General features: G+C 57.4%; 16 protein-coding genes. 8 read left to right on the top strand and 8 right to left on the bottom strand.

The window, feature by feature from the left end; translation table 11 throughout:
- Window positions 1–3: 3 nt before the first annotated feature.
- The 3 genes from hpt to C8N45_RS04785 all read left to right on the top strand — a co-directional run bounded on the left by hpt (window position 4) and on the right by C8N45_RS04785 (window position 2,011).
- A complete protein-coding gene (gene hpt, locus C8N45_RS04795) occupies window positions 4–546 on the top strand; it encodes a hypoxanthine phosphoribosyltransferase (RefSeq protein WP_108385008.1) in 543 nt (180 codons plus the stop codon).
- Between the two features lie 102 nt (window positions 547–648).
- Window positions 649–1,125, top strand: a complete 477-nt coding sequence (locus C8N45_RS04790; RefSeq protein WP_108385007.1) for a c-type cytochrome — start codon at window positions 649–651, stop codon at window positions 1,123–1,125.
- A 4-nt stretch (window positions 1,126–1,129) separates the two neighbouring features.
- Window positions 1,130–2,011, top strand: a complete 882-nt coding sequence (locus C8N45_RS04785; RefSeq protein WP_108385006.1) for a c-type cytochrome — start codon at window positions 1,130–1,132, stop codon at window positions 2,009–2,011.
- On the opposite strand, the gene lipA is transcribed toward C8N45_RS04785, so the two are convergent.
- Window positions 2,004–2,963 carry a lipoyl synthase gene (gene lipA / locus C8N45_RS04780; protein ID WP_108385172.1) on the bottom strand — a complete coding sequence of 320 codons (960 nt, stop codon included), beginning with the start codon at window positions 2,961–2,963 and terminating at the stop codon, window positions 2,004–2,006. The two genes, C8N45_RS04785 and lipA, sit on opposite strands and share 8 nt — an antisense overlap.
- A gap of 124 nt (window positions 2,964–3,087) precedes the next feature.
- On the bottom strand, window positions 3,088–4,206 hold the full coding sequence (locus tag C8N45_RS04775; RefSeq protein ID WP_108385005.1) for a DUF6456 domain-containing protein: 1,119 nt from the start codon (window positions 4,204–4,206) through the stop codon (window positions 3,088–3,090).
- A 255-nt stretch (window positions 4,207–4,461) separates the two neighbouring features.
- Here C8N45_RS04775 and C8N45_RS04770 point away from each other — a divergent pair, with 255 nt between their 5' ends.
- Window positions 4,462–4,758, top strand: coding sequence for a DUF6477 family protein (locus tag C8N45_RS04770; RefSeq protein WP_108385004.1), 297 nt, complete (start codon window positions 4,462–4,464; stop codon window positions 4,756–4,758).
- Here the strand turns inward: C8N45_RS04770 and C8N45_RS04765 are convergent.
- Window positions 4,751–6,301 (bottom strand): trimethylamine methyltransferase family protein, encoded by a 1,551-nt coding sequence (locus C8N45_RS04765; protein ID WP_108385003.1) that lies wholly within the window; start codon window positions 6,299–6,301, stop codon window positions 4,751–4,753. The genes C8N45_RS04770 and C8N45_RS04765 overlap by 8 nt on opposite strands.
- Window positions 6,302–6,459: 158 nt before the next feature.
- On the opposite strand from C8N45_RS04765, the gene guaA reads away from it, so the two are divergent.
- The gene (gene guaA / locus C8N45_RS04760; RefSeq protein WP_108385002.1) at window positions 6,460–8,034 is read left to right on the top strand and encodes a glutamine-hydrolyzing GMP synthase; all 1,575 of its coding nucleotides are present in this window, start codon (window positions 6,460–6,462) and stop codon (window positions 8,032–8,034) included.
- 6 nt (window positions 8,035–8,040) lie between these two features.
- On the opposite strand, the gene C8N45_RS04755 is transcribed toward guaA, so the two are convergent.
- On the bottom strand, window positions 8,041–8,697 hold the full coding sequence (locus C8N45_RS04755; RefSeq protein WP_108385001.1) for a neutral zinc metallopeptidase: 657 nt from the start codon (window positions 8,695–8,697) through the stop codon (window positions 8,041–8,043).
- 220 nt (window positions 8,698–8,917) lie between these two features.
- Between C8N45_RS04755 and C8N45_RS04750 the strand changes: the two genes are divergently transcribed.
- The 3 genes from C8N45_RS04750 (at window position 8,918) to C8N45_RS04740 (ending at window position 12,047) form a co-directional block, all read left to right on the top strand.
- The gene (locus C8N45_RS04750; RefSeq protein WP_108385171.1) at window positions 8,918–9,778 is read left to right on the top strand and encodes a DMT family transporter; all 861 of its coding nucleotides are present in this window, start codon (window positions 8,918–8,920) and stop codon (window positions 9,776–9,778) included.
- A 157-nt stretch (window positions 9,779–9,935) separates the two neighbouring features.
- Entirely contained in the window at window positions 9,936–11,000 is a 1,065-nt protein-coding gene (locus C8N45_RS04745; protein ID WP_108385000.1) for an OmpP1/FadL family transporter, read from the top strand.
- Window positions 11,001–11,114: 114 nt separating this feature from the next.
- A complete protein-coding gene (locus C8N45_RS04740) occupies window positions 11,115–12,047 on the top strand; it encodes a DMT family transporter (RefSeq protein ID WP_108385170.1) in 933 nt (310 codons plus the stop codon).
- Here C8N45_RS04740 and lpxB read toward each other — a convergent pair.
- Genes lpxB through fabZ form a run of 4 tightly spaced genes read right to left on the bottom strand, consistent with a single transcriptional unit; the run spans window position 11,961 to window position 15,248 of the window.
- Window positions 11,961–13,115, bottom strand: a complete 1,155-nt coding sequence (lpxB, locus tag C8N45_RS04735) for a lipid-A-disaccharide synthase (protein ID WP_108384999.1) — start codon at window positions 13,113–13,115, stop codon at window positions 11,961–11,963. The two genes, C8N45_RS04740 and lpxB, sit on opposite strands and share 87 nt — an antisense overlap.
- Entirely contained in the window at window positions 13,112–14,005 is an 894-nt protein-coding gene (locus C8N45_RS04730; RefSeq protein ID WP_108384998.1) for an LpxI family protein, read from the bottom strand. The genes lpxB and C8N45_RS04730 overlap by 4 nt, the downstream gene beginning before the upstream one ends.
- Window positions 14,005–14,787 carry an acyl-ACP--UDP-N-acetylglucosamine O-acyltransferase gene (gene lpxA, locus C8N45_RS04725; protein WP_108384997.1) on the bottom strand — a complete coding sequence of 261 codons (783 nt, stop codon included), beginning with the start codon at window positions 14,785–14,787 and terminating at the stop codon, window positions 14,005–14,007. Before lpxA ends, C8N45_RS04730 begins: the two co-directional genes overlap by 1 nt.
- On the bottom strand, window positions 14,787–15,248 hold the full coding sequence (fabZ, locus tag C8N45_RS04720; protein ID WP_108385169.1) for a 3-hydroxyacyl-ACP dehydratase FabZ: 462 nt from the start codon (window positions 15,246–15,248) through the stop codon (window positions 14,787–14,789). The genes lpxA and fabZ overlap by 1 nt, the downstream gene beginning before the upstream one ends.
- Between the last annotated feature and the right edge of the window lie 32 nt (window positions 15,249–15,280).

Below are 15,280 nucleotides of genomic sequence, written 5' to 3'. Positions count from 1 at the left end.
CATATGTCGCAACGCCCCTATGTCATTGACGAAATGATCAGCGCAAAGTCCATCGCCGCCCGGATCGAGGCGCTTGCGCGCGATATCCAGGAAGAGTTCGCGGGCACCAACAAACTGGTCGTCGTCGGGCTTTTGCGCGGGTCGTTTGTGTTCATCGCCGATCTGGTTCGTGAACTGGACCTGCCCGTCGAAGTGGATTTTCTGGAAGCTTCCAGCTACGGCGATGGCATGGAAAGCAGCCGCGAAGTGCGTATTCTCAAGGACTTGCGCGGTCAGATTGAAGGACGCGATGTGCTGGTTGTCGAAGATATTGTTGATACAGGACACACACTCAGTCACGTCAGCCAGTTCCTGCTGTCCCGCCTGCCTGCCCGTTTGCGCACGATTGCCCTGCTCGACAAGCCCGCGCGCCGTGAGGTTGACTTCAAGGCCGATTGGATAGGCTTTGAAATTCCGGATGAATTTGTTGTGGGCTATGGCATCGACTTCGCCCAACGCAACCGGAACCTGCCCTTTATCGGCAAGGTGCGCTTTACGGATGTCTAGAGCGTCAAACGCAATTGTGATGGGGCGCACGCAGAATTGATGCTGACAGTTTGGCCCGGTCCGGTTTACGCTTGGTGAATTCAAACAAAAGAGGGTCATAGAATGAAGCGTGCAATCAAACCAATCGCATTATTGGCAACGGCAATCACATTCACCAGTGCAGCATTCGCTGATGGGCATCTCAGTCGCGAACAATCCAGCGCGATCGAGGCCCGTCAGTCACATATGCAGTTGATGCTGTTTAATTTCGGCCCGATCGCTGCGATGGCGCAGGACAAAGCACCCTATGACAGCGCCCGCGCGGCACAAGCCGCTGCAAATCTGGCCGCTGTTGCGGGCCTTGACCACACAGGATACTGGATCGAAGGCACCGACAGCAGCGTGGGAGGCAACCGCGCAAAGGCTGAAATCTGGACCGACCTTGATGGTTTGATTGAGGCAAATCAGGCGCTGGTCACATCAACCACGGCACTGGCAGATGTCGCAGGTGACGGGATTGACGCGCTAAAGGCGGCATTTGGTCCTGTGGGCAAATCCTGCGGGGATTGCCACGAAACTTACCGCACACCGCGCAACTGACGCAATGAAGGCCCTGCGCAGGCTCCTTCTTCTGGCGTTGCTTGTCTTGGCGGCGGGGTGGTTTTTCACAAGACCGGCCCCGCTGTCTTCCGATGCGTTGGACGGGTACGTTGGCGATGCCACGCGCGGGGAAATCAGCTTTGCCATTGCGGGCTGCGCGTCGTGCCACGCCGCCCCTGATGGTGATCCGCAGCTACTGGCTGGCGGGCGCAAGTTTGCATCGGACTTCGGGACATTTGTTGCGCCCAATATCTCGGCCGACGTGACCTACGGAATTGGCGGATGGAGCGACCTTGAGATCGCAAGCGCCATCATCACCGGCTCCTCGCCAGACGGTCGCCATTACTACCCTGTCTTTCCCTACGCCAGCTACGCAAAGGCAGAATTGCAGGATGTCGTGGATCTGATCGCCTATATGCGGACCCTGCCCGCGTCACCTACGCCCAGCCAACCACACGCGGTTGGTCTTCCGTTCAACATCAGACAGGGGCTGGGGGCATGGAAGGCGCTGTATTTCAGGGATACATGGGTGCTGAAGGATGCCCAAACACCTGAAATCGAACGCGGGCGCTATCTGGTCGAAGCCTTGGGCCATTGCGCCGAATGTCACACATCGCGGACAGCACTGGGTGGTCTGGACACGGCCCGCTGGATGGCTGGTGCGCCCAATCCTGCTGGTGAAGGGCGCATTCCCAACATCACATCCGGCGGGCTGGCCTGGTCGGTGGGTGAAATCGCCGATTATCTGGAAAGCGGCTTCACGCCTGAATACGACAGCGCAGGCGGCGAAATGGCCGCCGTAATCCGCAATACCAGCCAACTGGACGCTGGCGACCGCCGCGCCATCGCGACCTACCTCAAGGCGCTGCCCGCCGTCGCTAACTGACGCCCAGCTTTTTCATCCGTGCCGCCCGCAGGCGGGCGAAATCATCGCCGGCATGATAGGAGGACCGGGTCAAAGGACTGGCCGAGACCATCAGGAAACCTTTGCCATAAGCGGCCTTTTCATACGCGGCGAACTCTTCGGGCGTGACAAAGCGATCAACCTTGTGGTGTTTTGGGGTCGGTTGCAGGTATTGGCCGATAGTCAGAAAATCGATGTCGGCGGCGCGCATATCCTCCATCACCTGCGTCACGGCCTGCCGGTCCTCGCCAAGCCCGACCATGATGCCGGATTTGGTGAACATCGCAGGATCCAGTTCCTTGACCCGTTGCAACAGGCGCAAGGAGTGAAAGTAGCGGGCACCGGGGCGCACTTCGGGATAAAGGCCCGGAACTGTTTCAAGGTTGTGGTTGAACACGTCAGGCCTTGCATCGACGACGATCTTTAACACACTGTCATCGCAGCGAATAAAATCCGGCGTCAGTATTTCAATCGTGGTGCCCGGGGATTGCCTGCGCACGGCGCGGATGGTCTGGGCGAAATGCTCTGCCCCGCCGTCTTCTACATCGTCACGATCCACGGACGTGATAACGACGTGATTCAGGCCCAGTTTTTTCACGGCATCCGCAACGCGACCCGGCTCGAAAACATCCAGGGCTTCGGGCGGCTTGCCTGTCGCGATGTTGCAGAAGGTGCAGGCACGGGTGCAGACTTCGCCCATGATCATCATGGTGGCATGGCCCTGCGACCAGCATTCGCCGACGTTGGGGCAGCCCGCTTCTTCACAGACCGTGACAAGCTTATGCTCGCGCATAATGTCACGGGTCTGCTTGTAGCCCTCTGATGTCGGGGCTTTGACCCTGATCCAATCGGGTTTCTTGGGTTGCGCAGAATCAGCCCGTCGTTGCTTTTCAGGGTGACGCTGGGCCGGAATTTTCAAGTCGCGCGTGGCCATCTGGAGCTCCGAAGTTATGCCCTCTTCGGATACCCCCGCCAGCGCCAAATGTCCAACAGCGATGGCCGGATGCATAACGGGCCTGTGGCAAGTGCATAACCTGTCATCGCCCAGATATTTGCCATCACCCGATCATCGGACCGAATTTGCCTTGCGTTTCTTCAAAATGGCGGGCGAGGCGCTGCAAGGCAATGCGCAACACGATCTTGCCCGACCGGGCGGACCAGCCCATGTTTTTTTCGGTTTGCTCCAACCCTTCAAGAAGGCAGCAGCAACGCAAAGCCACATCGCCCAAGCCGGGGCCAAGATCGGTGAGTGCGTCCTTGACCCTTTTGCGCGCAGCCATCGCATTGGGCGGACTGTCACTTGATCCACTCAAATCTTCCGACATCAGCGCTTCCCAGTTGTCGATTTCAGGCAGGCCAACTTGCGCAAGTTCGAAATCCTCGCGCAGACGCTCACCCACGGCAACCAGTTCACGCTTGAGAAATGGCTGACCGTCGCGGTCCTTGCGTCGCGCCAACCCGGTCAAGGGGCTTTCGGTGATCTGATAACGTGTCGCCTGACGCTGCATGGCGGTGGGTTCGGCAATATGCCAATTTGCATCACCGTTGAAATTCGCACGCTTTTCCGAAAATCCGCCCGCGCGGTTTTCGTCTTCAGCTGTCAGGCGGCGCAAGGCAGCGCGCCCGGTGCTGGTGATAAAGTATTTTGAAAGTCGCTTCCCTGGATTTGGGCAGGAAATCCAGTCCTTTAGGGCCATGGCCTGTGCGATCTCTGTTTCGACAACTGCTGTGCGCACCTGTTGTCCATCGCGGCCTTCACGAACAACAACCGATGATTCCATTTCACTCGCCACAGCCAGCACAGCACCCTGTTCGCATAACCGGCGCAGGACACGTTTTGCATCCTGATCAATGCGAGCCTGAGTCAAACCAACGGTTTGATTCGGCTCCGCTTTCCAACGCTCCACATTCATGCCTTCAACTTCCCCTAGTTTAGTAACATCTTTTGCCGAAACTTTGCCTGAAAGAGATGTAAGAGCCGCATCTATCAATGGGTCGTCACGCCGCACTTCAAAACGACGTACTTGACGTAAAATGGTTGAGGGATGACAATCTTCAGCACGCGCAACAGCCCTGATAGAAAGTCCGATCTCCGTGTGTGCCAGATAATGACGGGCAGCAACTGGCACCCATTTCGGAATTCGATTGGACCGCTCAAGTCTAGGTTCAACAGCCATCTCAATCGTTCCTCTACCGAAAGTCCTTTGCGCACAGAGTCTGTCCGCGATCGTGCAAAGCACAGCACTTATGCAACCTAAGCGTGTATGGTTACTCAAGTGTTAACGCATCTCTCATAGTTCCATCTTCGTTTAAAAAAGATAAACAATTCCTTGCGCACCGTTCTTAACTGTCGGTGTTCAGGCAACACCCGACACGGCCGTGCCACAATGACCTTGTGAAAGAACGATAAAAACACAAGGAATCGCTGTCTCATGTTGGATATTCATACACGCATCGCACAACTTAGACGTCCCACCCTGCTTGCAAGGGCAGCCCGCTTTGGGGTGGATGACTATCGGCGGCAGACACATCTGCGCCGGATTTTGAACCTGGAAAACCTTCCCAAACACCCGCAGGCGTTGATTCTCTTGCTTGAAATCGAGAGTGAGTTGAACAAAGTGCGCCGCGAAAAATCGGGGAGCTACAGTCCGGCCAGGCACGTGGCCGTCCTGATCGCCATTTCAGGCGAAGCGCGTCTGATGAAAGCTGTGGGACTGCACGCTATATGAATGCGTCGGGCATACTGGCTTTTTTCGTCGCGACATATTCGTGCAGGCGGGCTTCGATCTCTGGGTCCAATGCGGGTTGTTGGTAAGTATCCAGCAACCGCTTGACGCGCACCGCCGCCAAAGCCTGCGAATCGCGCGCACCTTCTTCGTCCCACGTCTCGAACGGCTTGTAGTCGAAAACATTCGTGCGCCAGAAGGCATCCTTGAAATTCGCCTGCGTATGGGCACAGCCCAGATAGTGCCCTCCGGGACCGACCTCTGCGATAGCACCCATCGCTTGCCCGTTCTCGCTGATATCAATGCCACGCGCAAAGTGATGCAACACACCAAGCTGATCGGCATCCAGAACGAACTTTTCGAACGATGCAACCATCCCGCCCTCAAGCCAGCCGCAAGCATGCAGCATGAAGTTAACGCCAGCCAGCAGCCCGGTTTGCAGACTGTTGGCAGTCTCATAAGCGGCCTGCGCATCAGGTAATTTCGAGCCGCAGAACGACCCGGCCGAGCGATAAGGCAAGCCCAGCCTGCGCGCCAACTGGCCTGCACCATAGGTGATATGTGCCGCTTCCGGCGTGCCAAAGGTCGGTGCGCCCGAGTTCATATCAATCGAAGCCACAAACGTGCCAAAGATCACTGGCGCGCCCGGACGGATAAGCTGCGAATAAGCAACGCCCGCCATCACTTCGGCCAGGGTTTGTGTCAGCGTCCCCACGATCGACACAGGCGCCATGGCACCACCCACGATAAACGGGCTGATGATAGACGCCTGATTATTCTTGGCAAAGACTTCAAGTGCACCCATCATCACACTGTCAAAGGTCAAGGGCGAGTTGATGTTAATCAGTGATGTCATCACCGTATTTTCCTGCACGAACTCTTTGCCGAACAGGATTTCACACATCTCGACCGAATCCTGCGCGCGGCTGGGTTCGGTCACTGACCCCATAAAGGGTTTATCGCTGTAGATCATATGCGCCAGCAACATATCGAGATGGCGCTTGTTCACCGCAATATCGGTGGGCTCGCAGACCGTACCGCCCGAATGGTGCAGCCATTTAGACATATAACCCAGTTTCACGAACTTTTCGAAATCGGCAATCGTCGCATAGCGGCGCCCACCTTCGTTATCACGCACGAACGGGGGGCCATAGATCGGGGCAAGGACCAGATTCTTGCCGCCGATTTCCACGTTACGCTCGGGGTTGCGCGCATGTTGGGTGAATTGGCTAGGGGCCGTGGCACAAAGTTTGCGTGCCAGGCCGCGCGGGATTCGGACCCTTTCGCCAGTGACCTCGGCACCTGCTGCCTTCCAGCGGTCAAGGGCTGCGGGGTTGTCCAGAAAGTCCACACCAATTTCGGCCAGCACCGTTTCTGCGTTAGTCTCAATCACGTCCAGCGCTTCTTCGGTCAGCACCTCGTAATTCGGAACATTGCGCTCAATATACTTTGCAGTCTCAACGCTGACAGCCGTGCGCTCGGCCCTGCGAGCGGCACCTCCACCACCACGTGTTCTGCGCCCGGTTCTGACTGGTGTCTCTGACATGTTCTTGGCCCTTCAACTGCTGTCTGTTGATAACCTGCGCCCGCGCATGGCCCTGCCGATTTGCGTCCCTTCCGGCGCGAAAACGACATCAGCCGTCACAAATTCGAATTGACTGCGGCCTCTTGCGCAAATCGCGGGCGCGCTTTACGGACACGCACATGGAAAAAAGCACCCACGAACGCCTTCTGATCATTGATTTTGGCAGCCAAGTGACGCAGCTGATTGCGCGGCGCTTGCGCGAACTGAATGTCTATTGCGAAATTCACCCCTATCAGAACGTGACAGACGCGTTCCTTGCTGAATTTGCCCCCAAAGCAATCATCTTTTCAGGTGGACCCGACAGCGTCACGCGCGAAGGCTCGCCACGTCCGCCGCAATCGGCCTATGAACTGGGCGTGCCGATCCTTGGCATCTGCTACGGCCAGCAGGTCATGATGCAGGATCTAGGTGGTGAGGTCCACGGAGGCAAGATTTCCGGCGGCGGCGGAACCGCAGAGTTCGGACGCGCCTTTGTCACGCCACAAGGTGCGCTACCCTTGCTTGACGGCTGGTTCATGGGCGGCAAGGAACAGGTCTGGATGAGCCACGGCGACCATGTGGCTGAGCTCGCCCCCGGGTTCAAGGTCTATGGCACATCGCCGAACGCACCCTTTGCCATCACGGCTGATGCAAACCGCAAGTTCTACGCAGTCCAGTTCCATCCAGAGGTCCATCACACGCCGAACGGCGGGAAACTTTACGAAAACTTCGTCCGCGCCGCCGGATTTTCAGGTGACTGGACCATGGACGCCTACCGCGAGCAGGCGATTGCCGCGATCCGTGAACAGGTTGGCGACAAAAAGGTGATCTGCGCATTGTCGGGCGGTGTTGATTCCTCTGTTGCCGCTGCCTTGCTGCACGAAGCCATCGGCGATCAACTGACATGCGTGTTTGTTGATCACGGTTTGTTGCGCCTGAACGAAGCCGAGGAAGTCGTTGCGATGTTCCGCGACAACATGAACCTGTCGGTCATTCACGCGCAGGAACAGGAATTGTTCCTTGGGGAACTTGATGGCGTCAGCGACCCCGAGACCAAGCGCAAGATCATCGGCCGTTTGTTCATTGATGTATTTCAGAAATATGCAAATCAGATCGCGGGGGCCGAATTTCTGGCCCAAGGGACCCTCTACCCTGATGTCATCGAAAGCGTCAGCTTTTCGGGTGGTCCATCCGTCACGATCAAAAGTCATCACAACGTGGGCGGATTGCCTGAAAAAATGGGACTGAAGCTGGTCGAGCCTTTGCGCGAACTCTTCAAGGACGAAGTGCGCGAGCTGGGCCGCGAACTGGGCTTGCCTGCGTCCTTTATCGGGCGGCACCCGTTCCCTGGCCCCGGCCTTGCCATTCGTTGCCCCGGCGAAATCACCCGTGACAAGCTGGAAATTCTGCGCAAGGCCGATGCAGTCTATATCGACCAAATTCGCCGTCACGGTCTGTACGATGATATCTGGCAGGCTTTCGTGGCCATTTTGCCTGTGCGCACCGTTGGCGTGATGGGCGACGGGCGGACCTATGATTTTGCCTGCGCGTTGCGCGCCGTCACATCCGTTGATGGCATGACGGCCGATTATTATCCCTTCAGCCATGATTTTCTGGGCGAGACCGCAACGCGGATCATCAACGAAGTGCCCGGAATCAACAGGGTCACCTATGACATCACCAGCAAACCACCCGGAACAATCGAGTGGGAGTGATCCGATCTATCGGCGGAGCGCGGCAATCAACAAATCGGACGTGAATTCACCCGGTGCGCAGGCACGCAGGTCGCCGGCAAGTCCGGTTTGAAACCAGACATTGCGCGTCTCCAGATCAACAGTCACTTTGGGACCTGCACGCAGTGGGTCCCGCCCCCAATGGCGCCCCGTCAAAGGCGGCGCGGCAAACCAATCGGTCAGTTGTGTTCCGGTCATCCCGGCTCTGCCCAGGACAAACCCCGCGATGCAATCCACTTGGCTTTCGACCCATGTGCGCAGCTTCGTTTCTTCGCTGCGACGGGCCGTGATCTGTGCCAAGGCAACATCTGCCACACCATGCCGAACCTGCACTGCATGACCAAAAGCATGGGCCACGAAATAAGCCGTCTCGGGCCGTGAGGCTGCATCGCGCTGCACAAAAATCATGTTCTGTGTCGTGCAATAAGCCACATCGGGGGCTACCGTTTCATCGGCGCCGCAATGGTCGGTGATGCGTGAAACCCGCCTGATCACCGGCATCTGATCAAATGCGGCAACAGCAGCCGTGCGCACCCTGTCAAGGTCATCAGCCAAAGATGGCCCTGTCAGACCAAGCAACAGCAGGACGCCTGCCCCCCATTTCACAAGACAGCGAAGACAAAGGGCCTGTGCCAAACTCACCATTGTGCGTCCTACTTGTTGATACAATTGCTATCATCCCCCCTTGCCCTGATTACCTGAGATAAAGCAACAGGGTGACGATGCATTTGCGGTTGCATTGACGCCAAAGTGAATGGCAACTGCGTACAACACGGAAATGGGCAGGATGCACCCCCGCGATGAAAAAGATCACAAGCGCCATTCCCAAATCGCAAGCGTTGGCAGCTTGCTATGGGCGAACAGAATGAGCGATACCATTCGCGCAGCCTTTTGGATGATTGGTGCTATAGTTGCCTTTACATCAATGGCGATTGCAGGGCGCGCTGTCAGCTTCGAGCTGGACACCTTTGAAATCATGTTGTTTCGTAGCCTGACGGGTATTGTGGTCGTTCTGATTGTAGGGGCTGCGGCGGGCACTTTGCGGCAGGTCCGGCGGACGAACATGGGCGTGCATTTTGTCCGGAACGTGTTTCATTTCACCGGACAGAACCTGTGGTTCTATGCGATCACAGTGATCCCTTTGGCGCAGGTCTTTGCGCTGGAATTCACCACCCCAATCTGGGCAATCCTGCTGGCCCCGCTTATTTTGGGTGAGCGGCTGACAAAATTTGGCCTGTTCTGTGCGGCGCTCGGATTCACGGGGATTTTGATCGTTGCACGCCCGGACCCTGCGGCACTCAGCAACGGTGTGATCGCAGCGGCGGCGTCCGCTGTCTGTTTTGCCCTGACAGCCATCTTTACCCGGCGACTGACCCGGACCGAGACAATTACAAGCATCATGCTGTATCTGACGGTGCTGCAAGCGATATTCGGATTGATCTTTGCAGGGTATGACGGGGATATTGCGCTGCCGACGGCTGACACAATGCCGTGGGTGATCCTGATCGGTTTCGCAGGATTACTTGCCCATTTCTGTCTGACAACCGCATTGGGGCTTGCGCCGGCAGCTGTTGTGATGCCCATTGATTTCGTCCGACTACCCGTAATCGCCATCGTCGGCATGATCCTTTACGCAGAGCCAATTGACCGCTGGGTCTTTGTCGGGGCGGCCATCATTTTTGCAGCCAACTACCTGAATGTGACACGCGGTAGACGTGTTGGGTGATGATCAAATGCTTGCATGGGTTGCGTTGCAAAGGGATATATTGCATTTTTGTGACGCTATCTTGGGCGCAAAACAGTGACGCGGCGTAAAAATTGACGAAATTGGCAACGCCTCACTAAGTTCGCGAACACTTCAATATCATGACAGGGATTAGGACATGAACAAAGTTTTGACCGGCGGGGCAGCGTTGCTGCTGACAACATCGATGGCCCACGCGGTTGGACTGGACCGGTCCGGACAATCGGTCGGCGTACTTTTCGAAGACGGAAACTATGCCGAACTGAGCTATGGCTACGTTTCACCGGATGTCACCGGCAACGACATCGGATTTGGCGAAAGCGATACCGGCAATGTTGCAGAGGCCTATGACCAGTTGGGCCTTGGATACAAGCGCGACATCGACAGCCAGTTTTCTTTCGCCCTGATCTTTGACGAACCCTATGGCGCAAACATTGATTACCCTGATGATGGCTCTGTCCTGATCAGCCCGACTGCGGCAGAACTGAACTCGGTCGCTCTTACCGGTCTGCTACGTTACAAGTTTGACGAGAACTTCAGCGTGCACGGCGGTTTACGCGGCCAAAGACTAGACGCTGACATCGTGCTGCCAAACGGCACCCCGGTCGAACTCGACTACAGCACTGCATTTGGCTATGTCATTGGTGGCGCCTATGAACGCCCAGAGATCGCACTGCGCGTGGCACTGACCTACTTCTCTGAGATTGAGCACACGTTTGATACGACCACCGCCGGCGTGTTCCAGGAAGAGCTTGAAGTGAAGACCCCGCAGGCTGTGAACCTTGATTTCCAGACAGGTATTGCCACAGACACACTGCTGTTCGGTTCGGTTCGCTGGGCGGAATACAGCGTGGTAGAAGTGATCCCGACACCCGTTGGCGAGTCGATCACCGACATCGACGATGGGTTCTCTTACAGTCTGGGTGTAGGCCGTCGTTTCACTGATGAATTCTCGGCCTCGATCAGCGCCACACTGGACACCGAAGGTGATGATGATCTTGTTTCGCCACTTTCACCAACCAACGGCAGCTCGTCCATCGGGCTTGGTGGCCAGTATCAGGTCAACGATAACGTCACGCTTTCCGGCGGTGTGCGCTATATCATGCTGGGTGATGCAAATGCCGCGCCAAGCGATGTGCCGCTTGTGGAATTCAAAGACAACAACGCTGTCGCCGTCGGCTTCAAGATTGGCTACGATTTCTGAACGACCCAACCACTCACTCACGGAACCCCGCCCTTGCTGGCGGGGTTTTTCTTTTGCGCTGCACGCATGATCCGGGTTGCATGATCGCAGGCAAGCGGATCAAGTCCGCACATGATACCCGCACAAAAAACCTTGTCGACACGCGCATGGGGCGAACTTTTACTGCTCTCGATAATCTGGGGGGCGTCTTTTCTGTCGATCCGGGTCGCGCTGGACGAAATCAGCCCGCTCACCGCTGTCGCCCATCGCACCGGCTGGGCCATGCTGATTCTGTGGGCCTATATTTTCTATCGCCGCTTGCCGCTGCCGTCTGAACCCAAGGTATGGGCCGCATTCCTCGTCATGGGGTTGTTGAACAACGTCATTCCCTTCAGCCTGATAGCGTGGGGGCAGTTGCATATTGAAACGGGTCTGACATCAATCCTGAATGCCGCAACCGCGATTTTCGGGGTGATCCTAGCCGCGCTTTGCTTTGCAGATGAACGGTTGACGCGCCGCAGGCTGATAGGCGCCAGCGTAGGGTTTGTCGGAGTAGCCATGGCGATCGGGCTGTCGGCGCTCAAGCAGTTTGATCTACGCTCGCTTGCGCAACTGGCGGTCGTCGCGGGCACGATCAGCTATGCGTTGGCCAGTGTCTGGGCGCGTAAGATGCTGGTCGGATTGCGCCCGCAAGTGGCAGCGGCCGGGATGCTGACGGGGGCAAGTCTGATCACAGTACCGCTGGCGTGGGTCGTCGAAGGGCCGATCAGTCTGGACTTGCAACCGCAGACATGGGCTGCGATTGGCTATTACGCCGTGGTCGCGACGGCGATTGCCTATCTGCTTTATTATCGGGTGCTGGCAATGGCAGGCAGTGGCAACCTGATGCTTTGCACGCTGCTTGTGGCCCCTGTTGCAATCATCCTTGGGGCAATCCTGCTGGGTGAACGGCTTTCGTTCAGCGCCTATCTTGGCTTTATGCTACTCGCTTTGGGCTTGATCATCATTGATGGCCGCCTGCCCGTAACGATCCAATACCGCCTGCGCCGCGCGCAAGCCGGGCGCTAGGCCACCCTGCCCCAAACGCTGCATTGTCAGTGCCATCGCGGATTTCTGCGCCGCAGGGTCCGCCAGCACGTCAATCACCGCCTTGGCAATGGGTTCCGGCTTGCAGGCTTTGCCGATGAATTCCGGCACGGTGCGGCTTTCGCTGACCAGATTGACCAGCGTGACCGTATCCACCAGCAACATCCGCCATATGATCAAGCGGCTGAGCCATGCCATGTCGTAGGCAATGACCATTGGCGTGCCATTCGCCGCCAGTTCCAGCGAAACCGTTCCGGATGCCGCCAAAGCCACATCAGCGCGTTTGAAATAGGCCGCGCGCTGCGCAGCACCGGGTTCAAGCACCGTTACTGACACATTCCACGCGCCGACAGAGCTTTTGACCAGATCATAAACGCCACTGGTCGTGGGCACCACGAAATGCGCGTCGGGGATTGCCTCTGCGATCATCCGGGCTGCCGCGCCAAACCGTTCGGCCAACCGTGACACCTCGCTTTTCCGGCTGCCGGGCAAAAGCATGACCACCGTGCCCTCCTGCTTCAGTGCTTTGGCATCGGCGTCAGAGGCAACCGGTTCAGCCACCACGGGATGACCAACAAAGTCACAATCCATGCCCGCAGCTTGCATAAGGGGCGGCTCGAACGGGAAAAGCGCCAGCACATGATCAATGTGCGCTGCCATCTTGGCCGCGCGTCCCGGGCGCCATGCCCAAACTGTCGGGGCCACATAATGGACAGTGCGCACATCGCTTGCCGCCTTGACAAAACGCGCAACCCGCAGACAAAAGTCGGGGCTGTCTATCGTAATCAGTATATCGGGGCGGGTAGACACAACCGCATCGGCCATTTGCCGAATACGGGCTTTGAGCGCGCGGTATTTCGGCAAAATCTCGGCCAGTCCCATGACGCTGAGTTCATCCATGGGAAAGCGGCTGGTCAGCCCCTCCGCCTGCATCAGCGGGCCACCAACCCCATCAAACGTCACGTCCGGGTGAAGCGATTTCAGCCCCGCCATCAGTGCAGCCCCCAGCTTGTCACCCGATGCTTCGCCTGCAATCAGAAAAATCCTCATATGCCGCCCCTTGGACGCACCCAAAGGAACATGCCTTGCGCGTTCAGAATTTTGCAAAGGGCCGCCAAATCCAGCACCATGACGCCGCCTGCCTCGATGACGATACCGTCCAGCCCGGCCTCGGCCGCGCGCATTGCCGTTTGCGGGCCGATCAGGGGCAAATCCGCACGCCGGTCCTGTCCCGGTTTGGGGCCTTTGAACAGGATTCCGCCCTGTGCAGTCACTGGTCTGTCGGGGTGCCGGACAAGCCAGTCATTGACAAGATCAGCGATTGCGCCGGTCGCCCATGCAAGCGGATCATCTGACACTGATTTGCGATCATGGAGCAGGCATAGCTTTTGCAACATGGCATCGGTGCCGTGGATATCCTCGCGCAGCACGACGTCACCATCCCGCACGACGCAGGCCTGCCCGCTGTCGGCAGCGCCCATCGCCACGACACATTCTTCACCGGCATAGGCATCGGCACTATGCTTGGATGCAGGCCCCGTTTTGGTCAGCACGCCCGTGCGTGGCAGCAAATCAGGCGCGACCTCGTGGGCCGCGACAACGCCAAAACCTGCCGCCTGAAAAATCTTGATGACAACCCGCAGGGCGCCATCATCGCCCTGGGTCAGTGCCGCCTGAATGCGTGGCACCAGGGGTGCCGTCGCCGCGTCGATTTCTGAGGGGTCAATTGGCGGGCGGCGCACGGCACCGGCCATGCATATCCGGGTCACGCCACGAGATTTGAGGTCGGCCAGAAAGCTGCCCAGATGCTCCAGCCGAAAGCTGATATCAACGGGCAGCGCAGGATCAAACCCTCGCATCGCGCAGATCAATGGACGGACTTGCAGCCGGGCGACCAGTGCCGGTGGCAAGTTGCCTGTGCCTGCAATCAGGGCCAGCATCAGCCCGGCGTGAGGAAGTTGCGATCAGTATCGCCCAGGATGAAATCAACCATCTGCTGAACATAGGCGCTATCGCTATCTTCGGTCAGGCGGCGCGCGCGGTCCTGAAACGTGCCTTCGCCATCTTTGAGCATCTGAAACGCCGCACGCAAGGCGGTGATATCTTCGCGGCTGACGCCCTTACGCTTGAGGCCAACAAGGTTCAAACCGTCCAACTCACCGCGTGGCGCCTGCACCAGACCGTGCGGCACGACGTCTTTTGTCACCATCGTCACAGCGCCAATAATTGCACCCTGCCCGATCCGCACCCATTGGTGGATGCCGCAGAGACCACCAATGATCACGTCATCCTCGATCACACAGTGGCCAGCCACAGCGGACGAATTCACAACGATCACACGGTCGCCGATCCGGGCATCGTGTGCGATGTGACAACCCGCCATAAACAGCCCGTCATCTCCAACCCGGGTCTCTCCGCCGCCGTGGGCGGTGCCGGTGTTCATGGTGACATGTTCGCGAATCCGGTTCCGGGCACCGATCCGCAAACGGGATTTTTCGCCGTCAAACTTCAGATCCTGCGGGATTTCACCAATCACAGCAAAAGGATAAATCTCTGTCCCTGCCCCGATGTGCGTATCCCCGTCAATCACCACGTGACTTTTCAGGACCACATCTGCAGCCAGCACAACATCCGGGCCAATCACGCAAAATGGCCCGATCCGGCAGCCGTCGCCAATAACCGCGCCGTCTGCAATCACGGCAGAAGGGTGAATCTCCGCCATCAGGCTTGCAGATCCATCATCGCGGTGAATTCCGCCTCTGCGGCCATTTCTCCGTCGACCAATGCGGTGCCTTTGAATTTCCAGACCTTGCCATCGGGCTTGCCTCGCGTGGTTTCCACATGCATTTCCAGCACATCACCAGGCACAACCTTGCGGCGGAACTTGCAGCCATCAATGGCCATGAAATAAACCAGCAAATTACCCTCTGTCAGTCCAAGCGACGCGCCGACCATGACGGCGGTGGTCTGGGCCATCGCCTCAACGATGGTGACGCCGGGCATAATCGGATTGCCGGGGAAGTGACCCTGAAAATGGGGCTCGTTCATGGTCACATTCTTGATGCCCACAGCCGACTGAGTTCCATTGATGCTATGCACCTTGTCAACCAGTAGAAAAGGATAGCGATGCGGCAGAATTTTCTGGATCAGCTGGATATCGGCGTTGGTGACCGGTTCAGTCATGGGGCGTTCCTTCTTGTTCTTTGCGGTCGGTT

This window comes from Yoonia sediminilitoris, from assembly GCF_003058085.1.
GTDB lineage: Bacteria > Pseudomonadota > Alphaproteobacteria > Rhodobacterales > Rhodobacteraceae > Yoonia > Yoonia sediminilitoris.
Note: the sequence above shows the minus strand (reverse complement) of the source record. Positions and strands in the feature narration are given on the sequence as shown.

What these genes read in the sequence shown, in the direction of transcription:
- C8N45_RS04790 (WP_108385007.1), top strand. Translation starts at nt 649, where the DNA reads ATGAAGCGTGCAATCAAACCAATCGCATTATTGGCAACGGCAATCACA.
- guaA (WP_108385002.1), top strand. Translation starts at nt 6,460, where the DNA reads ATGGAAAAAAGCACCCACGAACGCCTTCTGATCATTGATTTTGGCAGC.
- C8N45_RS04730 (WP_108384998.1), bottom strand. Translation starts at nt 14,005, where the DNA reads ATGCTGGCCCTGATTGCAGGCACAGGCAACTTGCCACCGGCACTGGTC.
- C8N45_RS04755 (WP_108385001.1), bottom strand. Translation starts at nt 8,697, where the DNA reads ATGGTGAGTTTGGCACAGGCCCTTTGTCTTCGCTGTCTTGTGAAATGG.
- C8N45_RS04770 (WP_108385004.1), top strand. Translation starts at nt 4,462, where the DNA reads ATGTTGGATATTCATACACGCATCGCACAACTTAGACGTCCCACCCTG.
- lipA (WP_108385172.1), bottom strand. Translation starts at nt 2,963, where the DNA reads ATGGCCACGCGCGACTTGAAAATTCCGGCCCAGCGTCACCCTGAAAAG.
- lpxA (WP_108384997.1), bottom strand. Translation starts at nt 14,787, where the DNA reads ATGGCGGAGATTCACCCTTCTGCCGTGATTGCAGACGGCGCGGTTATT.
- C8N45_RS04765 (WP_108385003.1), bottom strand. Translation starts at nt 6,301, where the DNA reads ATGTCAGAGACACCAGTCAGAACCGGGCGCAGAACACGTGGTGGTGGA.
- C8N45_RS04775 (WP_108385005.1), bottom strand. Translation starts at nt 4,206, where the DNA reads ATGGCTGTTGAACCTAGACTTGAGCGGTCCAATCGAATTCCGAAATGG.
- hpt (WP_108385008.1), top strand. Translation starts at nt 4, where the DNA reads ATGTCGCAACGCCCCTATGTCATTGACGAAATGATCAGCGCAAAGTCC.
- C8N45_RS04745 (WP_108385000.1), top strand. Translation starts at nt 9,936, where the DNA reads ATGAACAAAGTTTTGACCGGCGGGGCAGCGTTGCTGCTGACAACATCG.
- C8N45_RS04750 (WP_108385171.1), top strand. Translation starts at nt 8,918, where the DNA reads ATGAGCGATACCATTCGCGCAGCCTTTTGGATGATTGGTGCTATAGTT.
- C8N45_RS04785 (WP_108385006.1), top strand. Translation starts at nt 1,130, where the DNA reads ATGAAGGCCCTGCGCAGGCTCCTTCTTCTGGCGTTGCTTGTCTTGGCG.
- fabZ (WP_108385169.1), bottom strand. Translation starts at nt 15,248, where the DNA reads ATGACTGAACCGGTCACCAACGCCGATATCCAGCTGATCCAGAAAATT.
- lpxB (WP_108384999.1), bottom strand. Translation starts at nt 13,115, where the DNA reads ATGAGGATTTTTCTGATTGCAGGCGAAGCATCGGGTGACAAGCTGGGG.